Here is a 24,168-nt window from a genome sequence, read left to right as displayed (position 1 = left end):
GGACTCACTCCTTATCGTCAGTAATATTCACTGTACTCAACTGCAAGCTTGATCGCCTCATACATGCTAGTGCCATTTGCTATGCCCTTTCCGGCTATATCAAAGGCTGTGCCATGATCCACCGAGGTCCTTAGAAATGGAAGCCCATTGGTTATTGATACTGTCTTTTCAAAGTCATGCATTTTTGCAGCAATGTGCCCCTGATCATGGTATAAAGAGATCACGCCGTCGTATCTCCCTTGAAGAGCAAAGTAGAACACTGAGTCTGACGGGACTGGACCCTCTACTACATACCCTGCACTCCTTGCCTTGTTGATCCCAGGCTCAATATGCTGAATTTCTTCATCGCCAAACATTCCATGCTCTCCTCCATGGGGGTTAAGGGCAGCGACAGCAATTCTCGGATCCTCAACTCCAAGCCTTAAAAGTGCTTTGTGGGATTTTTCTATAGTTTCAAATACCTTATCACTTGAGATAGAATCACAGGCCTTCCTTAACGAAACATGCCTAGAAAGGAAAAATATCCTCAAGGAATCAACCTGAAACATGGTCAAAGGGTCCTCAACACCAGTCAAGCCTTGAAGCATCTCAGTGTGACCAATATATGGCACACCTGCAAGCTTAAGGGATTCTTTATTTACAGGTGCCGTAACCACAGCCCTTATTCGTCCATCCATAGCCAGCGATACAGCCCTTTCAATGTATTGATAAGCCGCCCTGCCACATTTTTCACTTACCCTTCCCCGTTCCAAGAAGTTAAGATCAATATTTTCCAGGTCTAAAATATTGACTGACTTGTCCCTATATTCAAATTCAAAGTTGTCCTTTACAATATTTACCGGTAGTTCAAGGCCGCATAGCTTAATTACATCCTTAATTACCTCATTGCTTCCAATAATTATTGGTTTGCAAAGATCAAATATCTCAGACCTCGCCATAGCCTTCAGTGTGACCTCCGGTCCGATTCCTGCAGGGTCCCCCATGGTTATTCCAATGAATGGCTTCAAATAAATCCCCCCTAATTATTCAATTCAAGCAGACTACAACATAATATTATTATTTGAGTATAATATCAGTATAGACCATAATAGAGCTCTAATCTATATATCTATAATTCAACGATTTATTATTTTGGTCAACCGAAATTAGTAGGGTATAAATCTGTTAGTAAGCATATTTTATTGATCTGGAGGTTGCCATGGATTCGAATAAAACCAAAGCCATAATAGAGAGCCTGAAGCTTGTGATAAAGGGAAAGGATGATGTTCTCGAAAACGTCGTAATATCACTTCTTGCCAGGGGGCACCTACTGATCGAGGATGTCCCGGGAGTTGGGAAGACCACTCTCGTTAAAGCACTAGCCAAGAGTATGGACCTAAGCTATAAAAGGGTCCAATTTACCCCGGATCTTATGCCTTCAGATATCATTGGTATAAGTATTTACGACAAAGCTTCAGGGCAATTCGTTTTCAGAAGGGGTCCGATATTCCATCAAATTTTCCTGGCAGATGAAATTAACAGAACCTCTCCCAAAACTCAGTCAAGCCTTCTTCAAGCAATGGAGGAAGGCGAGGTTACAACAGAGGATGAGCATTATGTACTTGAAAAACCATTTATGGTACTGGCCACCCAGAATCCTATGGAGTACCAGGGTACTTATCCCTTGCCTGAGGCACAGCTGGATAGATTCCTTATGAGACTTTCTTTAGGATACCCGGACAAGATCAATGAGATCGAAATACTCAAGAACCATTCTTCGATAAAATCTCTGGAGTTTGTCAAGCCTGTTATTGACGGGATAGAGCTTATCAAGCTGCAAGAGCAGGTCGATAAGGTAAGAGTCCATGAAGATATATACAAGTACATCGTAAATATAGCTGGAGCTACAAGGGTATATGAGGATATACGTCTGGGTGCAAGCCCGAGAGCTTCCATAGACCTATTGAGAGCCTCAAGGGCTAAGGCCTTTATTTCAGGCAGGGAATATGTCATACCTGATGACGTAAAGGCAATGTCTCTACCCGTCCTTTCCCATAGGATCTCAATAACTGGAGAAGCAAGAATTGAACGCAAGAGGATCGAAGATATATTAAGAGGAGTTCTGAACAGAGTCACTGTTCCGGTGATATCCAATGAATAACAGATTCAAGCTGCTGTTGCCGGTTGGCATAGTATTCATGCTCTTCGCATTGCTTGTTGGAGGCAGAGTCCCCTACTTCCTCTTGTATTTCTATGCCCTTTTCCTTATCCTGCCACTATTGTCCGGATATATATCGCTGAATAGAGTATCCGGCAGCATAACTGTTCCAAGCAAGGAATTTAAAATGGGTGATAGAATTACTATCGAATACTCAGTTAAAAATAGATCCCCCCTGACAATACCAAGTCTTATAGTTATAAATAATACTTCAAAAGCCATAACCGGAAACAGTACTCAACCAATCGAGATATCCCTTCAAGGTGGTGAAATGCATATTGGCAGAGAGCATATTACTGCCAATAGAAGAGGCTACTATACGACAGGTGATATAACGCTTGTATCTACCGATGCTTTTGGATTATATTCTCTTAGACGCAGGATAAACAGCCCAACTGAGCTCTTGATATACCCTGATCCAAAGAAGCTTTCATCCTTTAGGATATCTGCAAGTCGTGAAGCTGGAGACTTAATAATAAACAATCTCAGCTTCAGGGACAGAAGCAGAATAGATTTTTTAAGAGAATTCAGAGAAGGAGATAGCTTGAAAGCCATTCATTGGAGGCAATCTGCGGCTAAAGCGTCTACTATAGTCAAGGAATTTGAAAAGAGAGGGGATGCAAATGCTGCCATTTTTATTGATAACAGTAAGGAGGTGTTGTCTCGGGATGTGGATCGAAGGCTGGAGGATCTCGAGGTTGATATAGCCTTGGGAATAATCGGTCATTGCCTTGATAATGGAGTAAAGGTTTCCCTTATACATCAGGAAGGAAACACCCTAAACCGAGCCGAAGGGTCCTTTGCGAGTGACATGAAGCCTTTTCTTAAGCTCCTGGCAAAGCTCTCCTCAAACGGAGCACACAGAATCAAGGATCAGCTGGAAGCGGAAGTCATTAATCTTTCAAGAGGAACAAATATAGTTATTATCTCGCCGGAAGTCGACTTAAGCTTAGGGAGGGCTGCCCTTGATCTTTTAGTACGAGGTCTTAATCCAATAGTAATTGGGGTGTCTGATCATCGTAATCGCATCGGATATATTGGTGGATCAGTGGAAAGCAGGCTGCGCCAGGAGAATATACCGATAATACTGCTTGACTATTCCTCAGATTTCGAAAAAACTCTGGAGGAAGCCCATGGATAAATCAACTAACCGTATCCAGAAAACAATTGATTGGATTCACTATTTATCCTTGGTGTTTGTTCTTTCACATATGCTGGGCATTGGCATCAGCATGTCGCAGGGTATTTTTTACGAGTTGTTGGTCGTAGCAGCTGCTGCAATAGTCGCTAAATACGTTGTGAATAACCCCCTTTCAATATACTTTGCATCTGTTGTAGTAGTATTTGGGTCGCTCATCGCAAACAGATACTTCAATGATACACTGATTGATTTGTATTCCTGGCTGATCGGATTATCTGACAACATTATCAATAATATCATGGGCAGGGAGAATATCCTGATAGGTTATCAGTTGCCTTACTTATTTGTACTGGCTTTATTGGTATCAACCCTCACTACTTTTGTCGTTTTCAATGGTAAAAGTATTCTGATATTGCTTCCTCCTCATCTTTTCGCTTACCTCATGTATTGGTACAGCTTCAGGAATGAAGCTCTTTGGCTCTTAGCATCATTTCTGGTTTTGATCACGATGCTTTTAAGCAGCAGGACCTTTACATCTGGAAAAAGAGAAGCAGTTCAAGGTCTATATAATTCAACAGCAAGCCAACTATTGTGGTTCAGTACGGGAGTAAAATACTCGATTTTGATCGCAGTGATCGCACTTATCCTTCCTGGAACTGATCGACACCTGAAGATACCATGGCTCGAAGCCAAAGTAAATGAGACCTTCCCATTTGTTGAAGATCTGAGATCGACCGGTGAGAGCACTAGAGGAGTTGGAGAAGCAAGAGGGTTCGATTTCTCCGTCACCGGTTTTCAATCCGAAAGCTCCCGTCTTGGCGGTCCTGTCAAGGAGAGAAGTGACCGGGTTATGGCCGTAAAAAGCAGCCGTTCCCTTTATTTGAGAGGAAATGTCAAGCAGATCTACACCGGCGAAAGCTGGGAAGCAATTACTGAACCGTCTGATATTTATAGGCTTGGAGACGATATAAGCGGAATAGAAGAAAATGTAAAGGAGCTTCTGTATGACAGGATCGAGGCAATAATAACCTTCAGAGATTTTTCGTCTACAACTCTCTTTGGTCCTCTGATCCCTGAGATGCTAAATTCGTTCCAATCTAAGGCATTCGTTATGGGGAGAGATGGTTACATGGTGATCCCCGGAGGTTTGTATGATGGTGAGAGCTACTATTTAAGCGCACTCGTACCAAAGCCTTATGGCATTATGTTGGCAAACGGAGCGAATAAAACCCTGGAGGAGCTTGAGGATATTGAGCTTTACCTTAGCCTGCCAAGATCAATTACTCAAAGGACAGTCGAGCTCACTAACAGAATAGTTGAGGGTTTGAATTCTCCCTACGAAAAGGCTGCCGCAATCGAAGCGTATCTCAGAACGAACTATGCTTACCGTCTGGATGTTGGGAAAGTTCCTGATGAAGCTGAATTTGTGGATTATTTTCTCTTTGAGGAGAAGGAGGGCTACTGCACTTATTATGCCAGCGCAATGGCCGTGATGCTTAGAATAGCTGATATCCCTTCAAGGTATGTCGAGGGTTTCACAGCAAGAGGACCTGTTGATGATGGGGTGTACAATGTAACCTACAACAATGCGCATTCGTGGGTAGAGGCATTTGTCGAACCTGTAGGCTGGATGACTTTTGAGCCGACACCGGCGCTTCCTCTCCCTTTAAGACTTGAGGGTTATACGCCGGAAGAAAATGGACCAAATGATACTCATATACCAGGAAGCTTTGGAAGAGACCCCGATGACCTGGGAATGTCTGATGAACCTGTTACTGAGGGCTCTGACGGTGGCCTGGACAATCTCAATGGCGATATTTATTTTATTGCCATTATAGCTGCTGCAGTAATATTGTTGGTTATCTTGCCAGGGCAGCTGTTCCTGGGTTCGATAAAATACCAGAGGAGGATGCGGTCTATAGAGTCTATGAAACCTCAGGAAAGATTTATCAATTATTATGACGATATAGTTGATATGCTCAGCTTTTTAGGTTATCCGAGTCTTTCAGGAGAAACTCACTCAGAATATGCGATGCGGATAGCTTACAAGTTCAACGACATAAGCGGATCAGGAATACTGAGTCTTTCCGATACTTTCGTGAAGGCCAAGTACGGGGATATAGCTCCTGATGATGATATGATAAAAAGCTCTCTTGAATTTCTTAGCGCTTTGGAGGAGAAAGTTATGAGGGAGCTTGGAAAACCCAAATTTCTGTATTTGAAGTATATAAAGGGGATTAAAAATCAGGGACGATAAGCTCGTCCCTTTTACTCTACACATTCTCTACAAATTGTATTTTAAAACCATCCGGATCCTTCACATAGAAAAATCTGATCCCTGGATTGGGCTGAAACGGTCCACTGTGGACGTCGATCCCTTTCACCTTCAGAAGCTCAATCATCCTTTCAGTCGAATCGACAATGAATCCCATTGATATGCCTTCGTTGGTGCATTCAGGCTTAAGCTCTGAGTCAGATATTAGCTCTATTTGGGTATCTCCTTCCCCAAGAAAACATATATCGGTCTCAGGACCTGCTTTTATTCGTCTTGTTATTGGCAGTCCAATAATACCATTATAAAAGTCAATTGATTTACTCATATTGTTTACGGTTAGCGTCGTCCAGCAGTACTTCACCTTATTACCCCCTCTTTATTTACTTTCAAGGAAATCGATCGTTCTCTTAAAGACTTGCTCTCTATCCTCTGAAAGAACTGACAGGTGTCCACCAGTTGCAGGCTGAAACACTTCCACATTGCTATTACTCAGCATTTTCAATAATATGTCCACACTTTTCGGTTCAGCAATATCATCATTATCTGAATGTATCAATAGCGACCGACATTTAACCTCTGAGAGAACAGATCCATCAACAACAATATCCATAAGCCTTCTAAGCTCATCAAATATTCTGACTGCGATCCTCTCGTAGTGTATATGATACTTTTTGAATATTCCCAACTTCCCATCAAGAGGTCTGATGAGAAACTCTGACTTATCAGCATAATCGATTGAAATAAATGATCCGGGAACAAGTTCTGCAGGAGCAGCGATGGACACGATCCCCTTGATATCAGGATAAATACTGGCCAGCTTAAGAGATAACAAACCGCCAGTGGAAATCCCACCTACATATACGTCATCATGATGCTTTCTCAGGTTTTCATAGTCGTATTTTGCCTTTAGCACCATATCTTCAGCAGTTGTTTTAGTAAGATCTTCAGGATATGTACCATGACCTGCTAAATTTACGCAGCTTACTGAATAACCATAATCGTTAAGAAATCTTGCCATGGGGATCATTTGAGCTGCACCGGATGTCAACCCGTGCATCAGTAGAACAGCCTTTCCATTATCACCCTGAAGAAAGGTTTGGTAATTTGCCTTCATACTATCCACTCCTCAGATATATATTGAACCTTCACTATGATTGTACCACTTATTTAAGTCTGAGTAAGCTGAAAATAAAAAGGCCAGCATAAATGCTGACCTTTTAGAGTGTGTTATTATCTAGCCATTTCGAAAGCTTCAGTAACAACAGCCTGATAGCCTTCAACTGTTATTGTAACTGATGAAGTAAGCTCTGCTACATCTGGTACTGATGGGTGAGAAGCGTCTCTTTCAACAACCTTCATGCCATTGATCTCGTCGATTGACTTGCCAACCATCCAAGCTTGAAGAGCTGCCATTTGCTCGAACCACTCTTTGCCAATACCTGAAGCCTTAACCATTCCGTAGTCAGGACCAAGCTCAACCTTAGTTTTTCCTGCAACTGTTTTATCAGTAGCTACTTTGCCCTCTGCATCGAATGGAACTCTAACTTGTGCATTGTCAATAATAGCTGCTACAACCTTGCCATCCTTGTCAAATGCAGTTGCTGACATATAAGTATCCATTTGTGCTTGTGCTGTTACAGCATTGCCGTTAGCATCTGTGCCAGCATCTCTTGACTTGTTGATATGAGTTTCAACCCCAAGACCTACAGTCTCTGCTCCAGTAGCGTCAACTGAATTGTTCCAAGCTTCTTCTACAGCTGCTATATAGCTTTCAACTGTAATTGTAACAGCTGAAGTAAGCTCTGGGACGTCTGGAACGTTCTTATGTGACTCGTCTCTTTCCTTAACCTTAAGAGCTTTAATTTCGTCGACAGTTTTACCTATCATCCAGTCTTCAAAAGCTCCCATTTGCTCGAACCACTCTTTACCTATTGATGAAGCCTTAACCATTCCGTAGTCTGCTCCAAGATCCTTCTTGGACTTAACTTCTGATTCCTTGTCTGAAGTTACCTTCATGTCTGCATCGAAAGCTACCTTTGTTTGAGCAACGTCTATAGTAACGCTTGCTACCTTACCATCTGCATCAAAGCCTACAGCTGCGATAGTTACGTCAGCCTGAGCTTGTGCAAGAACTTCTTTACCTTCAGCGTCTACGCCTTTGTCTTTGGACTTAGCGATTGAAATGTTTTGGCCTAGACCAACCTTTGCAATCTTGCTTGCCGCTGGTTCTGCAGGTGTTTCTGCAGGAGTCTCAGCTGGTGTTTCTGCCGGTGTTTCCGCTGGAGTCTCAGCTGGCTTTGGCGTACAGCCTGTAAGTACACTGATGCTCAAGACAAGAACCAATAGTAGTGCCAGTAATCTTTTCATTTTAACCCTCCATTTATATGTATTGATATGTGTTTCACATAGATGATTATAACACTTTGTATTTTTTATGACAATACTTTTTCGGGAAAAATATTCACCGATTCAAATCTGTTCATTTATATCATATGCCCATTAATCTAAAATCCTAAAAATTACTAGGTTTAAGGCGATTTTCTATTGTTCTCATCAATTTAAAGGAGCTTGGTAGTTTGTTAAACAAGCTCCTTTGTAATAATAAAATTGATTATATATTGATACATTTCCATCAATCTAAATGTCTTTCACTCCCAAGTAATATATCTAAAAAAATGACAGCAATTTTGGGATCGAATTGGGTTCCGAGGTTGTCCCTGATCTCAGCAAGAGCCTTTTCTTTTTCCAGCGCTTTTCTGTATGCTCTGTTTTCCGTTATTGCGTCATATGCATCAACAACTGACAGAATTCTTGACAAAAGTGGAATTTCTTCTCCTGACAATCCCTGCGGATATCCCTTCCCATCCCACCTCTCATGGTGACAGAGAATATACTCCGCTATTGGTGCAAGCTCAGGAGAGGAAGCTGCTATCCGATACCCTATCTCAGGATGCTTTTTCATTTCAATCCATTCTTCAGCTGTCAGCTTGTCCGGTTTATTTAATATTCTGTCGGGAACGGCTACCTTCCCAATATCATGAAGCATCGAAAGCAGTTCAAGCTGATCCAGCTCAAGTTGACTCAACTCCATTTTTTCCCCTATTGCTCTTGCCATTGCTGCAAGCCTTCTTGCATGAGCCTCAGTCTCGTGGCTCTTTTCTATCATCGTAGCCTGCATCGAAGAAATGATTGAGCTGTGCGAGCTCTTCTTCTCCAGGAGTTTCCTCTGATACATGTTATATTCAGCATCTCTTATAATCTCTGAAATGTTTTGATCTGACCTATACTTCGTTGCAGCTCCCAGTGAAAGATTTACACTTATGACATCATCCCTTGAATTACTGTTATGCTCTGTAATTTCTTCATTTAGTTTTCTAATCAGATCTCTTGCTTCCGGGTAATCCGTATTGGGCATGAGTACAGTAAACTCATCTCCTCCAGTTCTTGACAGCAAATACCTTTCCTTCATGCATTTTTTGAGTATTTTGGAGGTCTCGGTGATAAGAGTATCACCAAATGAATGCCCGAGAGTATCATTAATCAGCTTTAATCCGTTTATATCGCCCATTAGGATTGATAGCGGCAGATTATCTTTTGAGTCCAGCTTAACAAGCTCTTCCTCGAAGTACCTTCTATTGAAAAGCCCTGTCAGGTAATCATGGTAGCTTATATAAACCAGCTTTTCTTCAGCCTTTTTCTTTTCTGTGATATCCCTTACTATGCAATGAGTGTTTTTGAAGCTTCCATCTACATCGTAGTTTATTCTGCCTTCGATGCTGACATTGATAGGGATTCCATTCTTTGATATCATGACAAGCTCGGAAACTATACTCCCTATTTCCTTAAACCCTGTGAACCTCTCGGCAAAACCAGCCTGCCCCTCCTCATCGAGATAAGTAGGAAACCATGTCTCCAAGACCTCTTCCTTCAGGTCGTAGCCCATCATGTCAAGCCACTGCTGATTTACATCAAAAATATAACCAGACTCATTAAGGGACTGATACGGCAAGGGGGCTTCGTCAAATAATGCCTGATACCGCTCCTCTGAAAGTTTAAGCTGATTCTGGTATTCTCTGAGTTCTTTTTGCCGGTTAAGAAGGAGTGCCAGAATCAGGGATCCTGCAGGGTAAATAGTCAGTACAGGCAGACTGATCGTTCTTACTACTTGAAAGTTTGTTGGATAAGGCAGCAGCAGCATTGCCATAAGCATTGCTATATGGACAATATAACTCATGATCAATATATTGATCCAATTGTGATTCTTGCTGAGCTTTAGAGGATCTCTCCTCCATAAAAGTCCTATTACAGCACTAAAAGTTATTACTACTACTCCTGGTACTGCACCAAGTCCACCCATATATAATCTATAGAACGACGCGACAATTGCAGTAATAGCAGTAGGTATGACTCCAAATATATATCCTGTTACGCTGATCAGTATTGAACGGGTATCAAATACTATCCCACCCTCCATTCGGAAGGGTACCATCATGATCGCAATACAAATAACAGCCACAAAAATTCCATTTATATATGGCCTTACAGCCCTTTTACTCTCTGGAATATAATATGTGACCTCATAGATTATCGATAATATTAATAGGAGCGCTGCATTCTGGATCATTGAATTTACTGTAGGATCAGCCATGATATGTCTCCACTTTATCTGTTTTTGATCAACTTCTTATATAGTAGGTATTCTCTCAAATCAGCACCATATAACCCAATATCGACAGGCTTCACTATTAAGCCTGCCGATATTTTCTCAATGCTAGTTTTTAATAATTCTACGGTTGTGATACTCCCGGGAATCTCTCATATGCATGCTGCATCAAACGCTTTTTGTTGACAATGTGTCTTTCATATTTACCCTTAAATACTCTCCCTGAGGTATCAAACCCTTCTACAGATAAGAATATCCTGCTGTTATCAACACTGTCAACTCTAACTCTCACATTGATCGGCTCTCCCACTAAAGTTGGCTGTTCATGGAAAATTTCAATGTAAGTACCAACTGTAGTATAATCTTTGGGCAGGAGCTTATCAAGCATTTGACCTGAGCCCTCAATAACCATATCCAGTACAGCCCTGGTAGAAACTAAATAATACAATTCCTCTGTACCAGGACCCTTGGCAGCATCGTTTGGTCCTGTTACCTTCATAAAATCATTTACTAAACCAGCTGCGATCCTGTGATCAATCATCACTGAAACCTCCTTAACAGCAACATTAATACAATTGTTATCGTCTTATTATGATTTATACCTTTAATTTATCACGTTAAACAAGCGATGTATAGCCATTTCTGCTGATAAATACAAAAACCTGCCCAAGCGGGCAGGTTTTCGATATAATTATTCTTCTTCCTCCATAAGCTCCCAGAACTCATCTCCCCAATACTTCTCAATGAATTCATCTCTTCCTGATATTTTTCTATCTTCTTTATATAGCTTTGGCTCCTTTTTGTGGAAATCCTGATGGTATTCCTCTGCATCGTAGAACGTTGGTGCAGGCATTATTTGCGTAATTACAGGCCCAGGTAGTCTTCCACTCTCATCCAACTCTTTTTTTGATTTTTCTGCGGCAACTCTTTGTCCTTCTGTGGTATAGAATATACCTGTTTTATATTGAGGTCCTCTGTCCTGGAACTGTCCTTCATCATCAGTAGGATCAACCTGCATCCAAAATGCCTTGAGCAGCTTCTCATAGCTTATTTTTTCAGGATCATAAACTATTTTTACTGCTTCATAATGTCCGGTCTCCTTCTTTTTGACTTCTTCGTATTTTGGATTCTCAACGTGACCGCCAATATATCCCGATTTGATTTCAATTACACCTTTGAATACCTCAAATGGTGAAACCATACACCAAAAGCAGCCTCCCGCAAATATTGCCGTTTCAAATCTCTTTTCCATGGTCTAAAACCTCCCTGAATTATTATCATGAAATACCAACCCTGATACAAGAATATTATACTCTAAATCAGCTTCTTTGTCTTATGGATATTTGTACCTATTTTTGTGCCAAACACTCTTGCATAATTGATTGAGATATCCATGATAAAGCAATATACTGTAATTAAGCTTATAATTATCAGAGGGAGGTAATCAAAATGAAAGATATACTGGTAAGGAGAGCAATATCTGAGGATAGAGAGAATGCTGTCTTTGTAGAGGGTCAGGCAACCCCTGGACTTCATTATCTTGATCATGTATATGAAGAATGGTTGGTCGATCCTGAAGGAGTACTCTTGGTCGCAGAATTAGAAGATAGACTTGTTGGTGTAGGTAAGTTTTCTAAAATGCCCGATGGATCAGCATGGCTTGAGACTCTTAGAGTCCTCCCGGAATATCAGGGTAAGGGAGTTGGCAAAGCATTCTACAAAGAATTCCTCACTTTAGCAGAAGATGGAGGATTCAAGAGGCTTGGAATGTACACTACCCCCGACAACTTCGCAAGCAAGGGATTAGCAGAAATAAATGGGTTTACCTTTGCCGGTGAGTTTAGGGGATCGTTTTTAGATATAGTCTCCTCTGAAATAGACACCGGGGCAGGTGGTTTTGAAATAATAACCTCACCGGAAGAGGCCTGGAAATTGATTGAAAGAGATGCAGGTCTATGGGCCGGATATGGCATAATGAATAGGACTTTTCTCAGGCTAAGCAGGGAGTTAGTTAGCTTCTGGGCTTCAAAGGGCTTTATCAACCGCCATATTGAATCTGATAGTATTATTATATTGGGTGCCCGATTTATGCCTGAAAAGGCAGTCCACATCGCTTATATGTCAGGGGATATTTGTCTGTTGATAAAGTACGCAATTTCAAGATCAAAATACTTAATGGTCGACAGGCTGCAATGCATGTACCCTGAAGGACAATCATACATTTCAGAAAAGCTTGGTGAATTTGGTTTTAAAGTTGAACCTTATAGCTGCATAGTCATGGAGAGGAAATGATAATTACAAGAAAGACAGTACCCAACTAAACGGTACTGTCTTATTTTTAATTACCCTTCAAGTCCCTGTTTCAGGTCTGCAATAATATCCTCGACGTCTTCTATACCCACTGAAAGTCTCACCAGCCCATCTGTAAGGCCAGCTGCTATCCTCTCTTCTCTGGGTACTACTGCATGAGTGGTTGAAGCTGGATGCTCGATCAGTGTATCGACATCTCCCAGACTTACAGCAAGCGTGCAGAGCTTTACGCTGTTCATTAATTTCTTGCCGGCTTCATAACCACCCTTAAGCTCGAAGCTTAATACCCCCCCAAAGCCTGAAGCCTGGTTCTTGATTATACCATGCTGTGGGTGTTCAGGGAGCCCAGGGTAATTTACAGAAGATACAGCTGGGTGTGCCTTCAGAAATTCAGCAACAGCCATTGCATTTTGTTGATGCATACGCATCCTCACAGGAAGTGTTTTCAATCCTCTCAAGACCAACCATGCATTAAATGGGCTTATAACACCTCCCATATTATTATGAACCAGACACCTCAGTTCATTTATGAACAATCTGCTCCCGACAGCTATTCCTGAGATGCTGTCGCCATGTCCCGTCATATACTTAGTAGCACTGTGAACTACAACATCCGCTCCAAGAACGAGAGGATTTTGGAAGTAAGGTGTCATGAAGGTATTATCGACTACAACCTTGATATTCTTATTTTTAGCAATCCTTACTACTGCTCTAATATCGACACATTTAAGCTTTGGATTGGTAGGGGACTCAAAATATACCACCTTGGTCTCAGCTCTTATTCCCTTCTCAATATTCTCGATTTCACTGAAGTCCACAAATGTAACAATAGCTCCAAATTTTTGCATGATCTGGATCAAAAAGTCTCTAGCAGTTCCGTATAAGCTGTTATCTGCAAGTATATGGTCTCCCGGTTTGACCAGCAGTAAAAAGACGGATGATATTGCTGCCATACCTGAGCTGAATGCAAGGGCTGCCTCGCCCTTCTCCAATACAGCTACCTTTTCCTCCAATGCATTCTGAGTAGGATTGCCAAACCTTGTGTATATATATCCATCAGTAAGCCCGATTTCCGGGGTGAAAGCATCGCTAAATAATTTAGCTCCGTGATCCACATCTCTAAAAGCATATGTAGTAGTCTGGTAAATAGGCGTATTATGCGCTCCTGTCAATGGATCACACCCTTGTCCTGCATGACAACATTGAGTTGCAAAACCCATACCTCTTATCTTATCGTCGACCATTTAAATACCTCCCTGTATTATTTATGAGACCTTGATTGACCTACTTCCAACTCAATTATATACTATTTACATGGAATGGAGGTTTTTTGGGATGAAATATTTTGAACTTGATACGCCTTCCCTCCTTATAAATAAGGAGAGGATGCTTGAAAACCTTAAGGGTATGCAGGTTTTTGCTGATAAAAATGGAGTAGCTCTCAGACCTCACACGAAGACTCATAAGATGCCCTCAATAGCTCTGATCCAGGAAGGTCTGGGTGCCAAGGGAATCACAGTTGCCAAGGTCGAAGAAGCTGAAATCATGGCTTCCAGAGGTTTGAACAATATTTTTATAGCCAATGAAATAGTTGGGATCCAGAAGCTTGAAAAAATAAGAGAGTTGTCTAGGAAAATAGATATTTCATTTGCAGTAGATTCATTTGAGCAAGTGTATCAAATCTCAACGGTCTTCAAGGAAAGCCCTGCCAGGATCCTTGTCGAAATAGAAGTGGGCGAAAACAGGTCAGGTGTTATTGAAGAAGATTATTACAAATCGCTCCTTCTGGAAATCAAAGCTAGAAGTGAGCTCCAGTTTCTAGGTATATTTTCACATGACGGTCACTCGTATAGCGCCATGGATCAGGATGAATGCCTGGAGATAAGTCTGGAAAGCCAAAGGAGAACTCTGAGGTTTGCCGAAATTGCTGAAAATATAGGTTTAAGGCCTCAGGTCGTCAGCATAGGATCAACTCCATCGATGCTTGTAAATACTCCTATCCTGCCAGGAGTCACTGAGATAAGACCAGGTACCTATGTGTTTCTAGATGCATCTCAGGCAAACATTATAGGATCATACAAAAGGAATGCTGCAACTGTTCTTACAACCATAATAAGTAAGCCTACAAATGAAAGAGTAGTGACGGATGTCGGTGCTAAAGGTCTTACTATGCAGAGAAGGACTGTTGGCATAACAGCTACTGAAGGTCTTGGTGTGGTGAAGAACTATGGAGAGGTTTATATCTCAAAGATTTATGATGAGCATGCATTGATTTATAACAAGGAGTTCAGAGAGAAAGTCTCAATAGGAGATAAAATAGAAATAATTCCAAACCACATCTGCCCGGTAGTAAATCTGTATGATAAGGCCTATCTGGTATCCGGGGACGAGGTGGTTGAGGAACTGGATATTGAGTGTAGAGGAAAGCTGAGGTAGAAATAACATTAATGTAGTGGTAAGATATAGTATAGGAAGGGGAGGAGAGAATGATCAATACTGAAAAGAACCTTAAGGTTGCAGTAGTACAGGCTGCACCAGTTATTATGGACCTTTGGGCGACTGTTGAAAAGACCGGGCATCTCATAAAGGAAGCTGCCCACAACGGCGCTAAGCTGGTTGTGTTCCCGGAATCCTTCATACCAGCTTATCCAAGAGGATTCACATTTGGCTTTGTAATCGGCAGCAGAACTATGGAAGGAAGAGCTGACTGGAAAAGATATTACGATAACTCTGTAGCGGTACCTGGGCCTGTAACAGATATCCTGTCTGAGGCTGCCAGAGAGTCTGAAGTCTACCTATCCATCGGGGTAACTGAAAAAGATGGAGATGGAAGGACCGCATCGCTATATTGTACCAACCTCTTGTTTGGTCCAGACGGAAGCTTCCTCGGAAAACACAGAAAGCTAAAGCCGACAGGATCGGAAAGATACATTTGGGGTGAGGACGATGGCAGTACTCTAACAGTTGTTGATACTCCTTATGGCAGGATGGGCTCTCTTATTTGCTGGGAAAACTACATGCCACTAGCGAGGGTAGCAATGTACTCCAAGGGAGTCACTATCTACCTGGCACCTACTGCAGACTCGAGGGACGAATGGCAGAGCACTATGAGGCATATTGCCCTTGAAGGAAGATGCTTTGTGATCGGCTGTAATCAATACGTAGAGAAAAGCATGAATCCTCCAGATATGAATTACTACCATGAGCTCGATAGCCAGCCGGAAATCATGTGCCCCGGAGGCAGCTGCGTTGTAAGTCCATATGGAAAATATCTTGCTGGCCCGGTATTCAATAGGGAAGAAATTGTCTATGCAGACCTGGATCTTGATGATGCAATTTCAAGCAGGATGGATTTTGATCCTATGGGTCACTATTCAAGACCTGATATTCTCGAGTTTAAGCTCCACGAAAAATAGGTACAGTATAAAGCCAAGGAATCACCTAATGGTGACCCTTGGCTTTTTAATAAAACACTCCTGATATCAGGCTTCTTTATGAGGAAATAGCTTAGTTAACCCTACAATGATCGTATAAAATAGAATAAGTACTGCAAATACTCCGGATATACCGTATACCATAAGCTTGAATCCTAATTCAAGTTCAGACATTTCAACCCTCCTACATCAATAGTAATGGGACCAGTGCCAGCACAAGACCGCCTGCAATAATCGAACCCAGCTGGCCAGCTACATTTGCGCTCACAGCCTGCATAAGTACAAAGTTGTGAGGATCTTCCTGTTTTGCCATTTTCTGGATTATTCGAGCTGACATTGGGAAAGCTGAAATACCAGCAGCTCCTACCATGGGATTGATTTTATTTTTTGAGAACAGATTGATAAACTTTGCAAACATGACCCCTCCAGCAGTGTCGAATATAAATGCCAAAAGTCCCATCCCCATAATTATCAATGTTCGAAGATTAAGGAATGTTTCATATTGCATCGTTCCTCCTATCGTTATCCCCAGCAGTAGTGTAACCAGATTTGCCAATTCATTTTGAGCAGATCGTGATAACCGGTCAAGCACTCCTGACATGCTTATAAGATTCCCAAACATCAGAAGTCCTACCAAGGGAACGCTTACTGGGGCCACTATACCAGATACTATCGTAATCAAAATTGGGAATAATATAAGTACTGTCTTTGATACACTTTTGTCTTTCAGCTGCATTCTTATTTTTCTTTCCTCCTGAGTGGTCAGCGCTTTGATAACGGGTGGCTGTATAACAGGCACCAGCGCCATATAGGAATATGCCGCTACCGAAATCGGGCCAAGCCACTCCTTGGCAAACCTTGAGGCGACATAAATCGATGTCGGCCCATCAGCAGCTCCTATTATCCCTATTGCAGCTGAAGTCTTTAGATCAAATCCAAGCTCTGGGAACAGAGTATTTAGGTAGAGTGCGAACAAAGCAGTTGAAAATATGCCAAGCTGAGCTGCTGCTCCAAAGAAAATCATTTGAGGATTTCTTAGAAGTGCTGTGAAATCTATCATCGCACCAACTGCAATAAAGATCAATACAGGAAAAACCTCGGTAATAATTCCAACATTATAGAACATCTGGAGGATGCCTGCTGCTCCATCATGCTCCCAAACTGTACCCATCGGAAGATTTACCAAAATCGCTCCAAAGCCAATAGGCAAAAGCAGCATCGGCTCGTAATCCTTCTTGATAGCTAAGTATATAAGAACTCCTCCAATCAGGTACATGATCAGAAACTGAGGCTTAAACTCAGTCAGACCGACGAACAACTGTCCTAAATCTACCATTTTACACTCTCCTTTTATCAATACTAAAGCTCCCTTCAGAAAAAGGAAGCTCAAATTTCAACTACTATATTATATTCCATTTCGAAACTTAAAGCAATAACAGGCTTTTCCATGCTTGTTCAGACTTTTCTACACCAAAATTCAGGATTAAGCAGAGGACTTTTCTCAAAGTCTTTTGGTTCCAGGAACCTAAAGCTTCCCTGCTGTATTTTAAAACCTGTACAGTCATCGTATGATTCGGTGCAAATATCTTTAGTAAATATTTTGATTATCTTTCCATGGTCAAGGATTATACCTCCCCAGCCTGTTCTATCACCAATGCCGTAGCAAACAGCCGGGAAAGATCCATACAGCTTATCTCTATAACTCCATAATGACGTCTTATGAGTATGTCCAGAAAAAACTCCCATGACCTTCTCAGAGGAATCAATAAGTTCTACCATCCCCTTATCCCTGTATATCCCCTCATCCAGCCAGTTTAAGGCAGGCATGATATGTTTGTGCTGGAATATCAATATATTAAGACCTGAATCCGTTACCTCATCTCTTAGAAAACTCCTTTGAGCATCCGACATCATATTGCCATCAGAACTCACAGAGTCAAGTATTATAAGCTTATAATCGTCGAATGTTACGCTGTAGAAGTATTCATTGGGATCATTTATCCTGGTCCAAGAGCTTATCCCAACATCCCTCCATATAGAATCCATTACTTTGGCATCCATAGTGAATGCATGCTCGTGATTCCCAAATAAGGGTATTGTGGGTTTATTCAATCCGGTTTTTTCAATGAGTCTCTTAAGCTCCATCCACTCGCCACGAAAGCTGTTGTCTGTAATATCTCCACCTAATATAACTGCTATGGGCTCAACCTGGAGAGCATTGATCTCCTCAAGGCACAGCTCAAGCTGCCTGGAACAATCTATCTTTTCATATTTCTTATCGACTTCCTTTTGATAAGGCTCAGTCTGGTGGAGGTGAAAATCGCCTGCCCACAGGATCAACTTAGGATCCTTAAGAACTCCAAGCTCCTCCTGTAATGCAGAGTTAAGTGCTGAAACGCTATTTCTTGCCAGTTTTATATCTCTTAGTTCCAGTTCTTTTTTGTAAAGAATCATTCTAATGCTTGTCCTCCTCCATTTGTCTTTGATCGAATTCAGCAAGACTTGTTGGTCCCCTTAATACGTCCTTCTTGACAACTATCATCCCTTCTTTGTTAGGTCTCATCTTCCATCTCACTAACTGTACCTTGCCTTCTGAAATCTCTATAGCACTGATTGTCGTAGGATATATGCAGCAGCCTGTGTTGAAGTATGGGAGATCTCCACTTCTAGGGAATTTGTATCTGTGAGTATGTCCACAGATAAGCATCTTCTTGCTGTTCTCTATCCATTTATTATAGTTGTTCTCGATTTTATGTCTCTTGTATGTATTTTTTACTGGACTTGCAGGATTTTTGACTCCAAAAGCATGAAGAAATCTCCAGAAATACTTCAGCGTCAGCATGGTGAAGTACCATGCCTGATCGTTTGCGAAATCCCCCTGATGTCCATGGACCACCAGTATTTCCTGCTCTGTATCCTTGTGTTTCAGCACTAAGGATTCGAGCGGCTGTATACCCTTTAGAAAGTCATAAAACTCCTCACGGTATTCATTATAAAATCTGTAATAATATTGCTCTACATACTCAGGATACTTCAAAAATATATTGTGATTCCCGAATAACATGATCAATCTATCATGATAGTGGAACTTTTTGATGACCTCAAAAGCGTCATAATGGGCATTCTTGATGTACTTCATCTTTGGCTGTTCCCAAAGCTCATCACCATCACCCACCTCAACGTATGTATAATCATTGTCATAATAATGCTGGAGAGCATGGATAAAAAGGTTCTGGTTTTTTGTAAATTCATCAGAATGACTCCCGTCACCTCTATGACAGTCGCTCATGAAAACTTACCTGGAGCTGTCATCAAAGTATTCTACTTGTGCACTTTTAAACACCTCATCCAATCTCTTCTGAGTCTTCAAAGAAACACACCTCCATATGTACATTCAAATTCAACACCAATTTAGTCTACTCACCCAGGAATCTATATCCAACTCCAACTTCAGTAGCAATAAGATGACATCCGGAACCACCCTTGCCAATCTTTCTTCTAAGGTTTGCCATGAATACTCTTAAACTCTTGTTGTCCCCTCCTGCTTCGTAACCCCATATTTTTCGTATAATGTAGTTGTGAGTCAGGACTTTCCCCTGGTTTTCTATCAATAACAGAAGGAGTTTATACTCAAGAGGAGTTAAATGTACTTCAGCCTCATCAACAAGTACTCTCCTTTTCTCGTAATCCACAGTAAGATAATCAAATTTATAAATAGTTTCCTCTGAGCTGACTCCTCTTAAGGATAAAGCTCTTTCAGCTACTCTTATTCGCGCCATAAGCTCACCCATGTGAAATGGCTTTGTAACGTAATCACTTGCCCCCATATCCAATGCCTCAATTTTATCATTTTCCTGTCCCCTTGCTGAAACTACTAATATGGGGATCTCAGTGAACTGTCTTAGCTCTTTGATTATTTCAAGTCCATCCAGATCTGGAAGACCCAAATCAAGAAGTATTATGTCAGGGTGGTAGGACGAGAACATAAAGAGACCATCAGCAGCAGACTGTGAGATGTATACTTCGTAGTTTTCCTTTTTAAGTGATACAGCTATGAAGTTGGAAATATATTTATCGTCCTCGATCACTAGAATTTTGGTTTTAGTATCCACTTTCTATCCCCCCAATGGCAATCGGAATACGAACCTGCTCCCCTTAGGGACGTTTGGCTCAACACGAATATCACCCATATGTGCACCGATGATTGCTTTGCAAATTGCCAAGCCTAATCCGATCCCGCGTTTACTGTCTGTAATCCCAGTATCCAATGTCACAAATTTATCAAAAAGTCTGTACTGGATGCTTTTATCTATGCCCTCACCTGTATCGGAAACGGACACCTCGAGGTAACCATTAGATACATTAGCCTCTAATGATATTTCAGCCTTCGGGGGAGTATGTCTTACAGCATTCTCTAAGAGATTTACTATTACCTGCACTATGAGCTTCCCATCCATAGGAATAGAGATCACCTCTTCGGGAAGCTTTACGGTAAGTACTCTATCTCTCATGAACCTCTTTATGTGATTTACTGCCTCGCTTATTACGTCATCAACGACTTCTTCTTCTTTTTTCAGCAGTAATTGCGAGTCATTGATCCTGGTCATGTTAAGAATATTTTCCACAAGGTTTGTCAACCAGGTTATTTCTTCGCTGATGTCTCCTGCAAGGTGTCTCCTTTCTTCATCAGAGAGGTTATAATAGTTTTCGTACAACAAATCACCTGCACCCGATAAAGCAGTCAACGGACTCCGGAGATCGTGAGAAACAGATCTAAGAAGAGTAGCCCTAAGCTGTTCTCTTTCCATGGCTACCTTGATCTTTTCTCTTTCAGTATAGAGCTGTTCCCTTTCAAGTGCAATTCCCATTTGCATTGCAATAGACTGGATAATAATCTCTGATTGACTATCCTCAACATTCTTGAATCCGTACACCTTGATATTACCTAGTTTACCTGTATTGCTTATTATATCGAAGCTGCAGTACTGCATCCCAACATTTGATAGTTCATTGCCAACTGTTTCGCTTACAAGCTCTACTGAGCAATCATGACCGGTATACTCCTTAACGAGAGAAATACCCATGTTAACAATGCTTCTCGTTCCACTTATAGGTAAAAATCCAGAAGCTATCTTATATAATATCAAAGTCGTGCGCTCATTTTTTTCCGTCAACTCGATCTGCCTCTGGAGCCTTGATGTTATCTTTCCTGAAACTCCAGCGGTTATTAGGAAAAACACTAAAAGGATAATGTCATTGCTATTTGATATTACAAATGTAAATCTTGGCTCAGTGAAAAGAAAATTGACCAGCATAAGGCTAGCTATAGATGATATTATCCCCCATAAATAGCTGCTGGTCAAAACTGTTGAAAATAAAACTCCCAGTAAAAAAACCATGATTATACTTTCTTTACCTACTCCTAGGTAATTGATGCTTACTGAGGTGATCGAGGATATTGCAAATACGAGGAGAGCCTTAAGACCATTAAGAATATTTCTGTCCAGTTGTTTTTTCCCCATTCCAGATCCCCCTGTTAAAGTTACCTAATTCTCTTCCATCAGAAGTAGAATGTCCTTTTTACTTCCGGCTATCAAAATATGTTCATCACCATTGAATTTATACCCTGCATTTACGATTGGAGTCACATGGTTATTGTTCTTGTAGCCAATAATATTTATATTGTGATTCATCCTTACATCCAGTTCTTTGATCGTTTTCCCGATCCATTCTTCTGGAACGAACATCTCAGAGATAGCATATTCCGGTGTAAGCTCTATATAATCCAATGCTAGATTTGAGCTGTACTTGACAGCTGCTCTTTGAGCCATATCCCTCTCCGGGTAAATGACATCATCTGCACCAATTTTTAAAAGAAATTTAGCATGGATATCCCTGTCTGTTTTTGAAATCACATAGGGTGCTCCCAGGTCCTTTAGTAGGGAGGTGATCTCCAGTGATGATTGAAAGTTATTGCTTATGCATACAAAGCATATATCAAAATTACTTACTCCCAGCGACCTCAATACATCCTCATCCATACAATCCCCTATGTGTGCCCTGGTTACTATTCCTGTTATCTTATCGACCGCATCTTCGTTGGTATCAACTACCATAACTTCATTTCCCAGTTCAGTAAGTTTTATTGCAAGATGTCTGCCAAACCTTCCAAGTCCAATCACCAGTATTGATTTCATATATATCACTCCTACCCAATAATTATTTTATCCTCAGGATTTCTTAGTTTCCTTATGCATTTTTTCTCAGTTACTGCCATAAACACCGTAAGACTGCCTAATCTACCACTATACATCAAGGCTATGATCACCAGCTTGGATATCACAGACAGACTTTGAGTTACTCCTTTTGTCAGTCCTACTGTTCCTATCGCAGATGAGGCTTCAAATAGAGCATCCTCAATCAAGATATTTTGTGAGCTTACTATTATGAATGTCCCTGCCAACAAAAGAAACAAATAAAATGTCGCACTGAAGTAAGCGCGTTTGACTATTGTAGGATCTAGCCTCCTATTAAATACATTCACATCCTCGAATCTCCTGAAGTAGGTTAGCAAAGATAATCCTATGATGACAAAGGTAGTTATCTTTATACCTCCCGCAGTTGAACCCGGGCTGGCACCAATTATCATCAGAAACATTGTATAAAGTGATCCCGCTTCGCTCAGGGCGGAGGTATCTATTGTATTGAATCCAGCTGTTCTGGGGGTTATAGACTGAAAAAATGACGCCAACAGTCTTTCCCCATAATCCATCCCTTTCATTGAGGCCTCTGATTCAAGCATAAAAAATACCACCGTTGATACTGCTATTAGTGCTGCTGTTGAAAGCAATACTATTTTTGTGTGCAGGTTATAATTTTTATGGTCAAGCTTGTTTCTAAATAAATCATCCCAAACTACAAAGCCAATACCCCCAATAACGATCAGTGACATCACGGTAAGGTTTACAATAATATCCGATTGATAAGGTACCAGGGACGTATAAGGTTCGATTCGGCCCATCAAGTCGAAGCCAGCATTGCAAAATGCTGAAACTGAATGGAAAATTCCGAACCAGATCGATTCCCACAAACCAAAATCACCATAAAATCTTGAACTTAACAGCACAGCTCCTAGAGCCTCGAACATTAGAGTACCAATCAAGATGTGCTTTACAAGTCTTACAACGCCGCTTATTTGCATTGAATTAACAGCCTCCATGAGAAAAGACCTCTCTCTTAAGCCTATTCGCTTGCCCAGTACCATGGAGAACAATATGGCGATAGTCATAAATCCAAGGCCACCTGTTTGAATCAAGATTAGTATTATCAGCTGTCCGAAAAATGTGAACTGGCTCCATGTATCAAAGACTACCAGTCCAGTGACACACGTAGCAGAAGTGGCTGTAAATAAAGCATCCAGAAAATGAATCGAGCCTCCGGATTTATTTGATATAGGCAGCATAAGCAAAAGAGCTCCACATAATATGATCACAATAAATCCTAATGCCAATGTTTGTTTAGCACCAAGTCTTATACCACTAAGCATTTCTATCACTTTCCTTAAGCAGTTGTTTAATAGAGTCCATCATTGTCATTGTCGTCACGATCTTTGTTACTCCAGCTTCTTTGAAAATCTCAAGATTCAAATTGTTGTTGCACCTTGCAATGGTTGTAATTCCAGCCTTTGTATGCTTCGCCTTAACACAAAGCATTAAATTGTCTGCATCATTATCAGAAATTGCAACTATTGCTTTGCAGCTTCTTATCTCATAATCCTCGTAATCATCGGCAAATACCAGGCTTCTATCATTAACATCTACGGTTTCTAAGATCATCGAGACATCCATATCACCTTTATAAACAAGAATCGACTGAGTATCCTCCTGGTTGGAAGCCTTTATGATATTGTCACTGGCTAGGAAAATATCAAGCCTACCCATGAGGATATAGCCTACAGCCATGAGTAGTAGAATGATAATTGTAAGGATCAGTTCCATTATGATCACCTTCCTTCCTTAATTTGATCATATGGCGAATTGTATAAATATAGTGTTTATTTCTGTAAAATGCCGTTAATTTTTTGTTAAGACAAAAAAAGATCTGAAGTCTGCCTTCAGATCCCTACTTTTATAATGTTTTGACTTTTTT

The 24,168-nt window shown here is 41.0% G+C and carries 23 protein-coding genes; 6 read left to right on the top strand and 17 right to left on the bottom strand.

The window, feature by feature from the left end; genetic code table 11:
- Positions 1-17: 17 nt before the first annotated feature.
- On the bottom strand, positions 18-1,007 hold the full coding sequence (pdxA, locus tag AC4PHB_RS00215) for a 4-hydroxythreonine-4-phosphate dehydrogenase PdxA (RefSeq protein ID WP_492136681.1): 990 nt from the start codon (positions 1,005-1,007) through the stop codon (positions 18-20).
- 191 nt (positions 1,008-1,198) lie between these two features.
- Here pdxA and AC4PHB_RS00210 point away from each other — a divergent pair, with 191 nt between their 5' ends.
- The 3 genes from AC4PHB_RS00210 to AC4PHB_RS00200 are packed head-to-tail and all read left to right on the top strand — an operon-like array spanning position 1,199 to position 5,595.
- Positions 1,199-2,140 (top strand): AAA family ATPase, encoded by a 942-nt coding sequence (locus tag AC4PHB_RS00210; RefSeq protein ID WP_492136680.1) that lies wholly within the window; start codon positions 1,199-1,201, stop codon positions 2,138-2,140.
- Complete coding sequence (locus AC4PHB_RS00205; RefSeq protein WP_492136679.1) at positions 2,133-3,338, top strand: DUF58 domain-containing protein; 1,206 nt, start codon at positions 2,133-2,135, stop codon at positions 3,336-3,338. Before AC4PHB_RS00210 ends, AC4PHB_RS00205 begins: the two co-directional genes overlap by 8 nt.
- The gene (locus AC4PHB_RS00200) at positions 3,331-5,595 is read left to right on the top strand and encodes a transglutaminase-like domain-containing protein (RefSeq protein WP_492136678.1); all 2,265 of its coding nucleotides are present in this window, start codon (positions 3,331-3,333) and stop codon (positions 5,593-5,595) included. The genes AC4PHB_RS00205 and AC4PHB_RS00200 overlap by 8 nt, the downstream gene beginning before the upstream one ends.
- 16 nt (positions 5,596-5,611) lie before the next feature.
- On the opposite strand, the gene AC4PHB_RS00195 is transcribed toward AC4PHB_RS00200, so the two are convergent.
- From AC4PHB_RS00195 to msrA, 6 genes are all read right to left on the bottom strand, one after another.
- Entirely contained in the window at positions 5,612-5,974 is a 363-nt protein-coding gene (locus AC4PHB_RS00195) for a VOC family protein (RefSeq protein ID WP_492136677.1), read from the bottom strand.
- Positions 5,975-5,989: 15 nt separating this feature from the next.
- Positions 5,990-6,727 carry an alpha/beta hydrolase gene (locus AC4PHB_RS00190; RefSeq protein WP_492136676.1) on the bottom strand — a complete coding sequence of 246 codons (738 nt, stop codon included), beginning with the start codon at positions 6,725-6,727 and terminating at the stop codon, positions 5,990-5,992.
- 116 nt (positions 6,728-6,843) lie between these two features.
- Positions 6,844-7,980 (bottom strand): hypothetical protein, encoded by a 1,137-nt coding sequence (locus AC4PHB_RS00185; protein WP_492136675.1) that lies wholly within the window; start codon positions 7,978-7,980, stop codon positions 6,844-6,846.
- Positions 7,981-8,245: 265 nt separating this feature from the next.
- The gene (locus tag AC4PHB_RS00180) at positions 8,246-10,261 is read right to left on the bottom strand and encodes a bifunctional diguanylate cyclase/phosphohydrolase (protein ID WP_492136674.1); all 2,016 of its coding nucleotides are present in this window, start codon (positions 10,259-10,261) and stop codon (positions 8,246-8,248) included.
- A 139-nt stretch (positions 10,262-10,400) separates the two neighbouring features.
- The gene (locus tag AC4PHB_RS00175; protein ID WP_492136673.1) at positions 10,401-10,817 is read right to left on the bottom strand and encodes a thioesterase family protein; all 417 of its coding nucleotides are present in this window, start codon (positions 10,815-10,817) and stop codon (positions 10,401-10,403) included.
- Between the two features lie 150 nt (positions 10,818-10,967).
- On the bottom strand, positions 10,968-11,528 hold the full coding sequence (gene msrA / locus AC4PHB_RS00170) for a peptide-methionine (S)-S-oxide reductase MsrA (RefSeq protein WP_492136672.1): 561 nt from the start codon (positions 11,526-11,528) through the stop codon (positions 10,968-10,970).
- Positions 11,529-11,725: 197 nt separating this feature from the next.
- On the opposite strand from msrA, the gene AC4PHB_RS00165 reads away from it, so the two are divergent.
- Positions 11,726-12,568, top strand: coding sequence for a GNAT family N-acetyltransferase (locus AC4PHB_RS00165; RefSeq protein WP_492136671.1), 843 nt, complete (start codon positions 11,726-11,728; stop codon positions 12,566-12,568).
- Between the two features lie 50 nt (positions 12,569-12,618).
- Here the strand turns inward: AC4PHB_RS00165 and AC4PHB_RS00160 are convergent, their stop codons facing one another.
- Positions 12,619-13,830: a trans-sulfuration enzyme family protein gene (locus AC4PHB_RS00160; RefSeq protein ID WP_492136670.1), complete on the bottom strand. Its 1,212-nt coding sequence runs from the start codon at positions 13,828-13,830 to the stop codon at positions 12,619-12,621.
- A 91-nt stretch (positions 13,831-13,921) separates the two neighbouring features.
- On the opposite strand from AC4PHB_RS00160, the gene AC4PHB_RS00155 reads away from it, so the two are divergent.
- Both AC4PHB_RS00155 and AC4PHB_RS00150 read left to right on the top strand, forming a co-directional pair.
- Entirely contained in the window at positions 13,922-15,022 is a 1,101-nt protein-coding gene (locus AC4PHB_RS00155; protein ID WP_492136669.1) for an alanine racemase, read from the top strand.
- Positions 15,023-15,072: 50 nt separating this feature from the next.
- Positions 15,073-16,002 (top strand): carbon-nitrogen hydrolase family protein, encoded by a 930-nt coding sequence (locus AC4PHB_RS00150; RefSeq protein WP_492136668.1) that lies wholly within the window; start codon positions 15,073-15,075, stop codon positions 16,000-16,002.
- 66 nt (positions 16,003-16,068) lie between these two features.
- On the opposite strand, the gene AC4PHB_RS00145 is transcribed toward AC4PHB_RS00150, so the two are convergent.
- The 9 genes from AC4PHB_RS00145 to AC4PHB_RS00105 all read right to left on the bottom strand — a co-directional run bounded on the left by AC4PHB_RS00145 (position 16,069) and on the right by AC4PHB_RS00105 (position 24,017).
- Positions 16,069-16,194, bottom strand: coding sequence for an OadG-related small transporter subunit (locus AC4PHB_RS00145; protein WP_492136667.1), 126 nt, complete (start codon positions 16,192-16,194; stop codon positions 16,069-16,071).
- Positions 16,195-16,204: 10 nt separating this feature from the next.
- Positions 16,205-17,356, bottom strand: coding sequence for a sodium ion-translocating decarboxylase subunit beta (locus AC4PHB_RS00140; RefSeq protein ID WP_492136666.1), 1,152 nt, complete (start codon positions 17,354-17,356; stop codon positions 16,205-16,207).
- Positions 17,357-17,475: 119 nt separating this feature from the next.
- A complete protein-coding gene (locus AC4PHB_RS00135; RefSeq protein WP_492136665.1) occupies positions 17,476-18,474 on the bottom strand; it encodes a metallophosphoesterase family protein in 999 nt (332 codons plus the stop codon).
- Between the two features lies 1 nt (position 18,475).
- Positions 18,476-19,309, bottom strand: a complete 834-nt coding sequence (locus AC4PHB_RS00130) for a metallophosphoesterase family protein (RefSeq protein ID WP_492136664.1) — start codon at positions 19,307-19,309, stop codon at positions 18,476-18,478.
- 127 nt (positions 19,310-19,436) lie between these two features.
- On the bottom strand, positions 19,437-20,132 hold the full coding sequence (locus AC4PHB_RS00125) for a response regulator (protein ID WP_492136663.1): 696 nt from the start codon (positions 20,130-20,132) through the stop codon (positions 19,437-19,439).
- Between the two features lie 3 nt (positions 20,133-20,135).
- Positions 20,136-21,542, bottom strand: coding sequence for a sensor histidine kinase (locus tag AC4PHB_RS00120; protein ID WP_492136662.1), 1,407 nt, complete (start codon positions 21,540-21,542; stop codon positions 20,136-20,138).
- A gap of 24 nt (positions 21,543-21,566) precedes the next feature.
- On the bottom strand, positions 21,567-22,217 hold the full coding sequence (locus tag AC4PHB_RS00115) for a potassium channel family protein (RefSeq protein ID WP_492136661.1): 651 nt from the start codon (positions 22,215-22,217) through the stop codon (positions 21,567-21,569).
- Positions 22,218-22,228: 11 nt separating this feature from the next.
- Entirely contained in the window at positions 22,229-23,566 is a 1,338-nt protein-coding gene (locus AC4PHB_RS00110; protein ID WP_492137776.1) for a TrkH family potassium uptake protein, read from the bottom strand.
- A complete protein-coding gene (locus AC4PHB_RS00105; protein WP_492136660.1) occupies positions 23,559-24,017 on the bottom strand; it encodes an NAD-binding protein in 459 nt (152 codons plus the stop codon). The genes AC4PHB_RS00110 and AC4PHB_RS00105 overlap by 8 nt, the downstream gene beginning before the upstream one ends.
- Positions 24,018-24,168 lie beyond the last annotated feature (151 nt).

This window comes from Gudongella sp. QWL-04 (assembly GCF_058683975.1).
This window is presented reverse-complemented; position numbering and strand designations above follow the sequence as displayed.

Coding starts and splice junctions, on each gene's coding strand:
- AC4PHB_RS00130 (WP_492136664.1), bottom strand. CDS start 19,309: ATGAGCGACTGTCATAGAGGTGACGGGAGTCATTCTGATGAATTTACA.
- AC4PHB_RS00205 (WP_492136679.1), top strand. CDS start 2,133: ATGAATAACAGATTCAAGCTGCTGTTGCCGGTTGGCATAGTATTCATG.
- AC4PHB_RS00120 (WP_492136662.1), bottom strand. CDS start 21,542: ATGGGGAAAAAACAACTGGACAGAAATATTCTTAATGGTCTTAAGGCT.
- AC4PHB_RS00210 (WP_492136680.1), top strand. CDS start 1,199: ATGGATTCGAATAAAACCAAAGCCATAATAGAGAGCCTGAAGCTTGTG.
- AC4PHB_RS00150 (WP_492136668.1), top strand. CDS start 15,073: ATGATCAATACTGAAAAGAACCTTAAGGTTGCAGTAGTACAGGCTGCA.
- msrA (WP_492136672.1), bottom strand. CDS start 11,528: ATGGAAAAGAGATTTGAAACGGCAATATTTGCGGGAGGCTGCTTTTGG.
- AC4PHB_RS00180 (WP_492136674.1), bottom strand. CDS start 10,261: ATGGCTGATCCTACAGTAAATTCAATGATCCAGAATGCAGCGCTCCTA.
- AC4PHB_RS00185 (WP_492136675.1), bottom strand. CDS start 7,980: ATGAAAAGATTACTGGCACTACTATTGGTTCTTGTCTTGAGCATCAGT.
- AC4PHB_RS00135 (WP_492136665.1), bottom strand. CDS start 18,474: ATGATTCTTTACAAAAAAGAACTGGAACTAAGAGATATAAAACTGGCA.
- AC4PHB_RS00140 (WP_492136666.1), bottom strand. CDS start 17,356: ATGGTAGATTTAGGACAGTTGTTCGTCGGTCTGACTGAGTTTAAGCCT.
- AC4PHB_RS00160 (WP_492136670.1), bottom strand. CDS start 13,830: ATGGTCGACGATAAGATAAGAGGTATGGGTTTTGCAACTCAATGTTGT.
- AC4PHB_RS00165 (WP_492136671.1), top strand. CDS start 11,726: ATGAAAGATATACTGGTAAGGAGAGCAATATCTGAGGATAGAGAGAAT.
- AC4PHB_RS00155 (WP_492136669.1), top strand. CDS start 13,922: ATGAAATATTTTGAACTTGATACGCCTTCCCTCCTTATAAATAAGGAG.
- AC4PHB_RS00110 (WP_492137776.1), bottom strand. CDS start 23,566: ATGCTTAGTGGTATAAGACTTGGTGCTAAACAAACATTGGCATTAGGA.
- AC4PHB_RS00145 (WP_492136667.1), bottom strand. CDS start 16,194: ATGTCTGAACTTGAATTAGGATTCAAGCTTATGGTATACGGTATATCC.
- AC4PHB_RS00190 (WP_492136676.1), bottom strand. CDS start 6,727: ATGAAGGCAAATTACCAAACCTTTCTTCAGGGTGATAATGGAAAGGCT.
- AC4PHB_RS00200 (WP_492136678.1), top strand. CDS start 3,331: ATGGATAAATCAACTAACCGTATCCAGAAAACAATTGATTGGATTCAC.
- AC4PHB_RS00175 (WP_492136673.1), bottom strand. CDS start 10,817: ATGATTGATCACAGGATCGCAGCTGGTTTAGTAAATGATTTTATGAAG.
- AC4PHB_RS00115 (WP_492136661.1), bottom strand. CDS start 22,217: ATGAAATCAATACTGGTGATTGGACTTGGAAGGTTTGGCAGACATCTT.
- AC4PHB_RS00105 (WP_492136660.1), bottom strand. CDS start 24,017: ATGGAACTGATCCTTACAATTATCATTCTACTACTCATGGCTGTAGGC.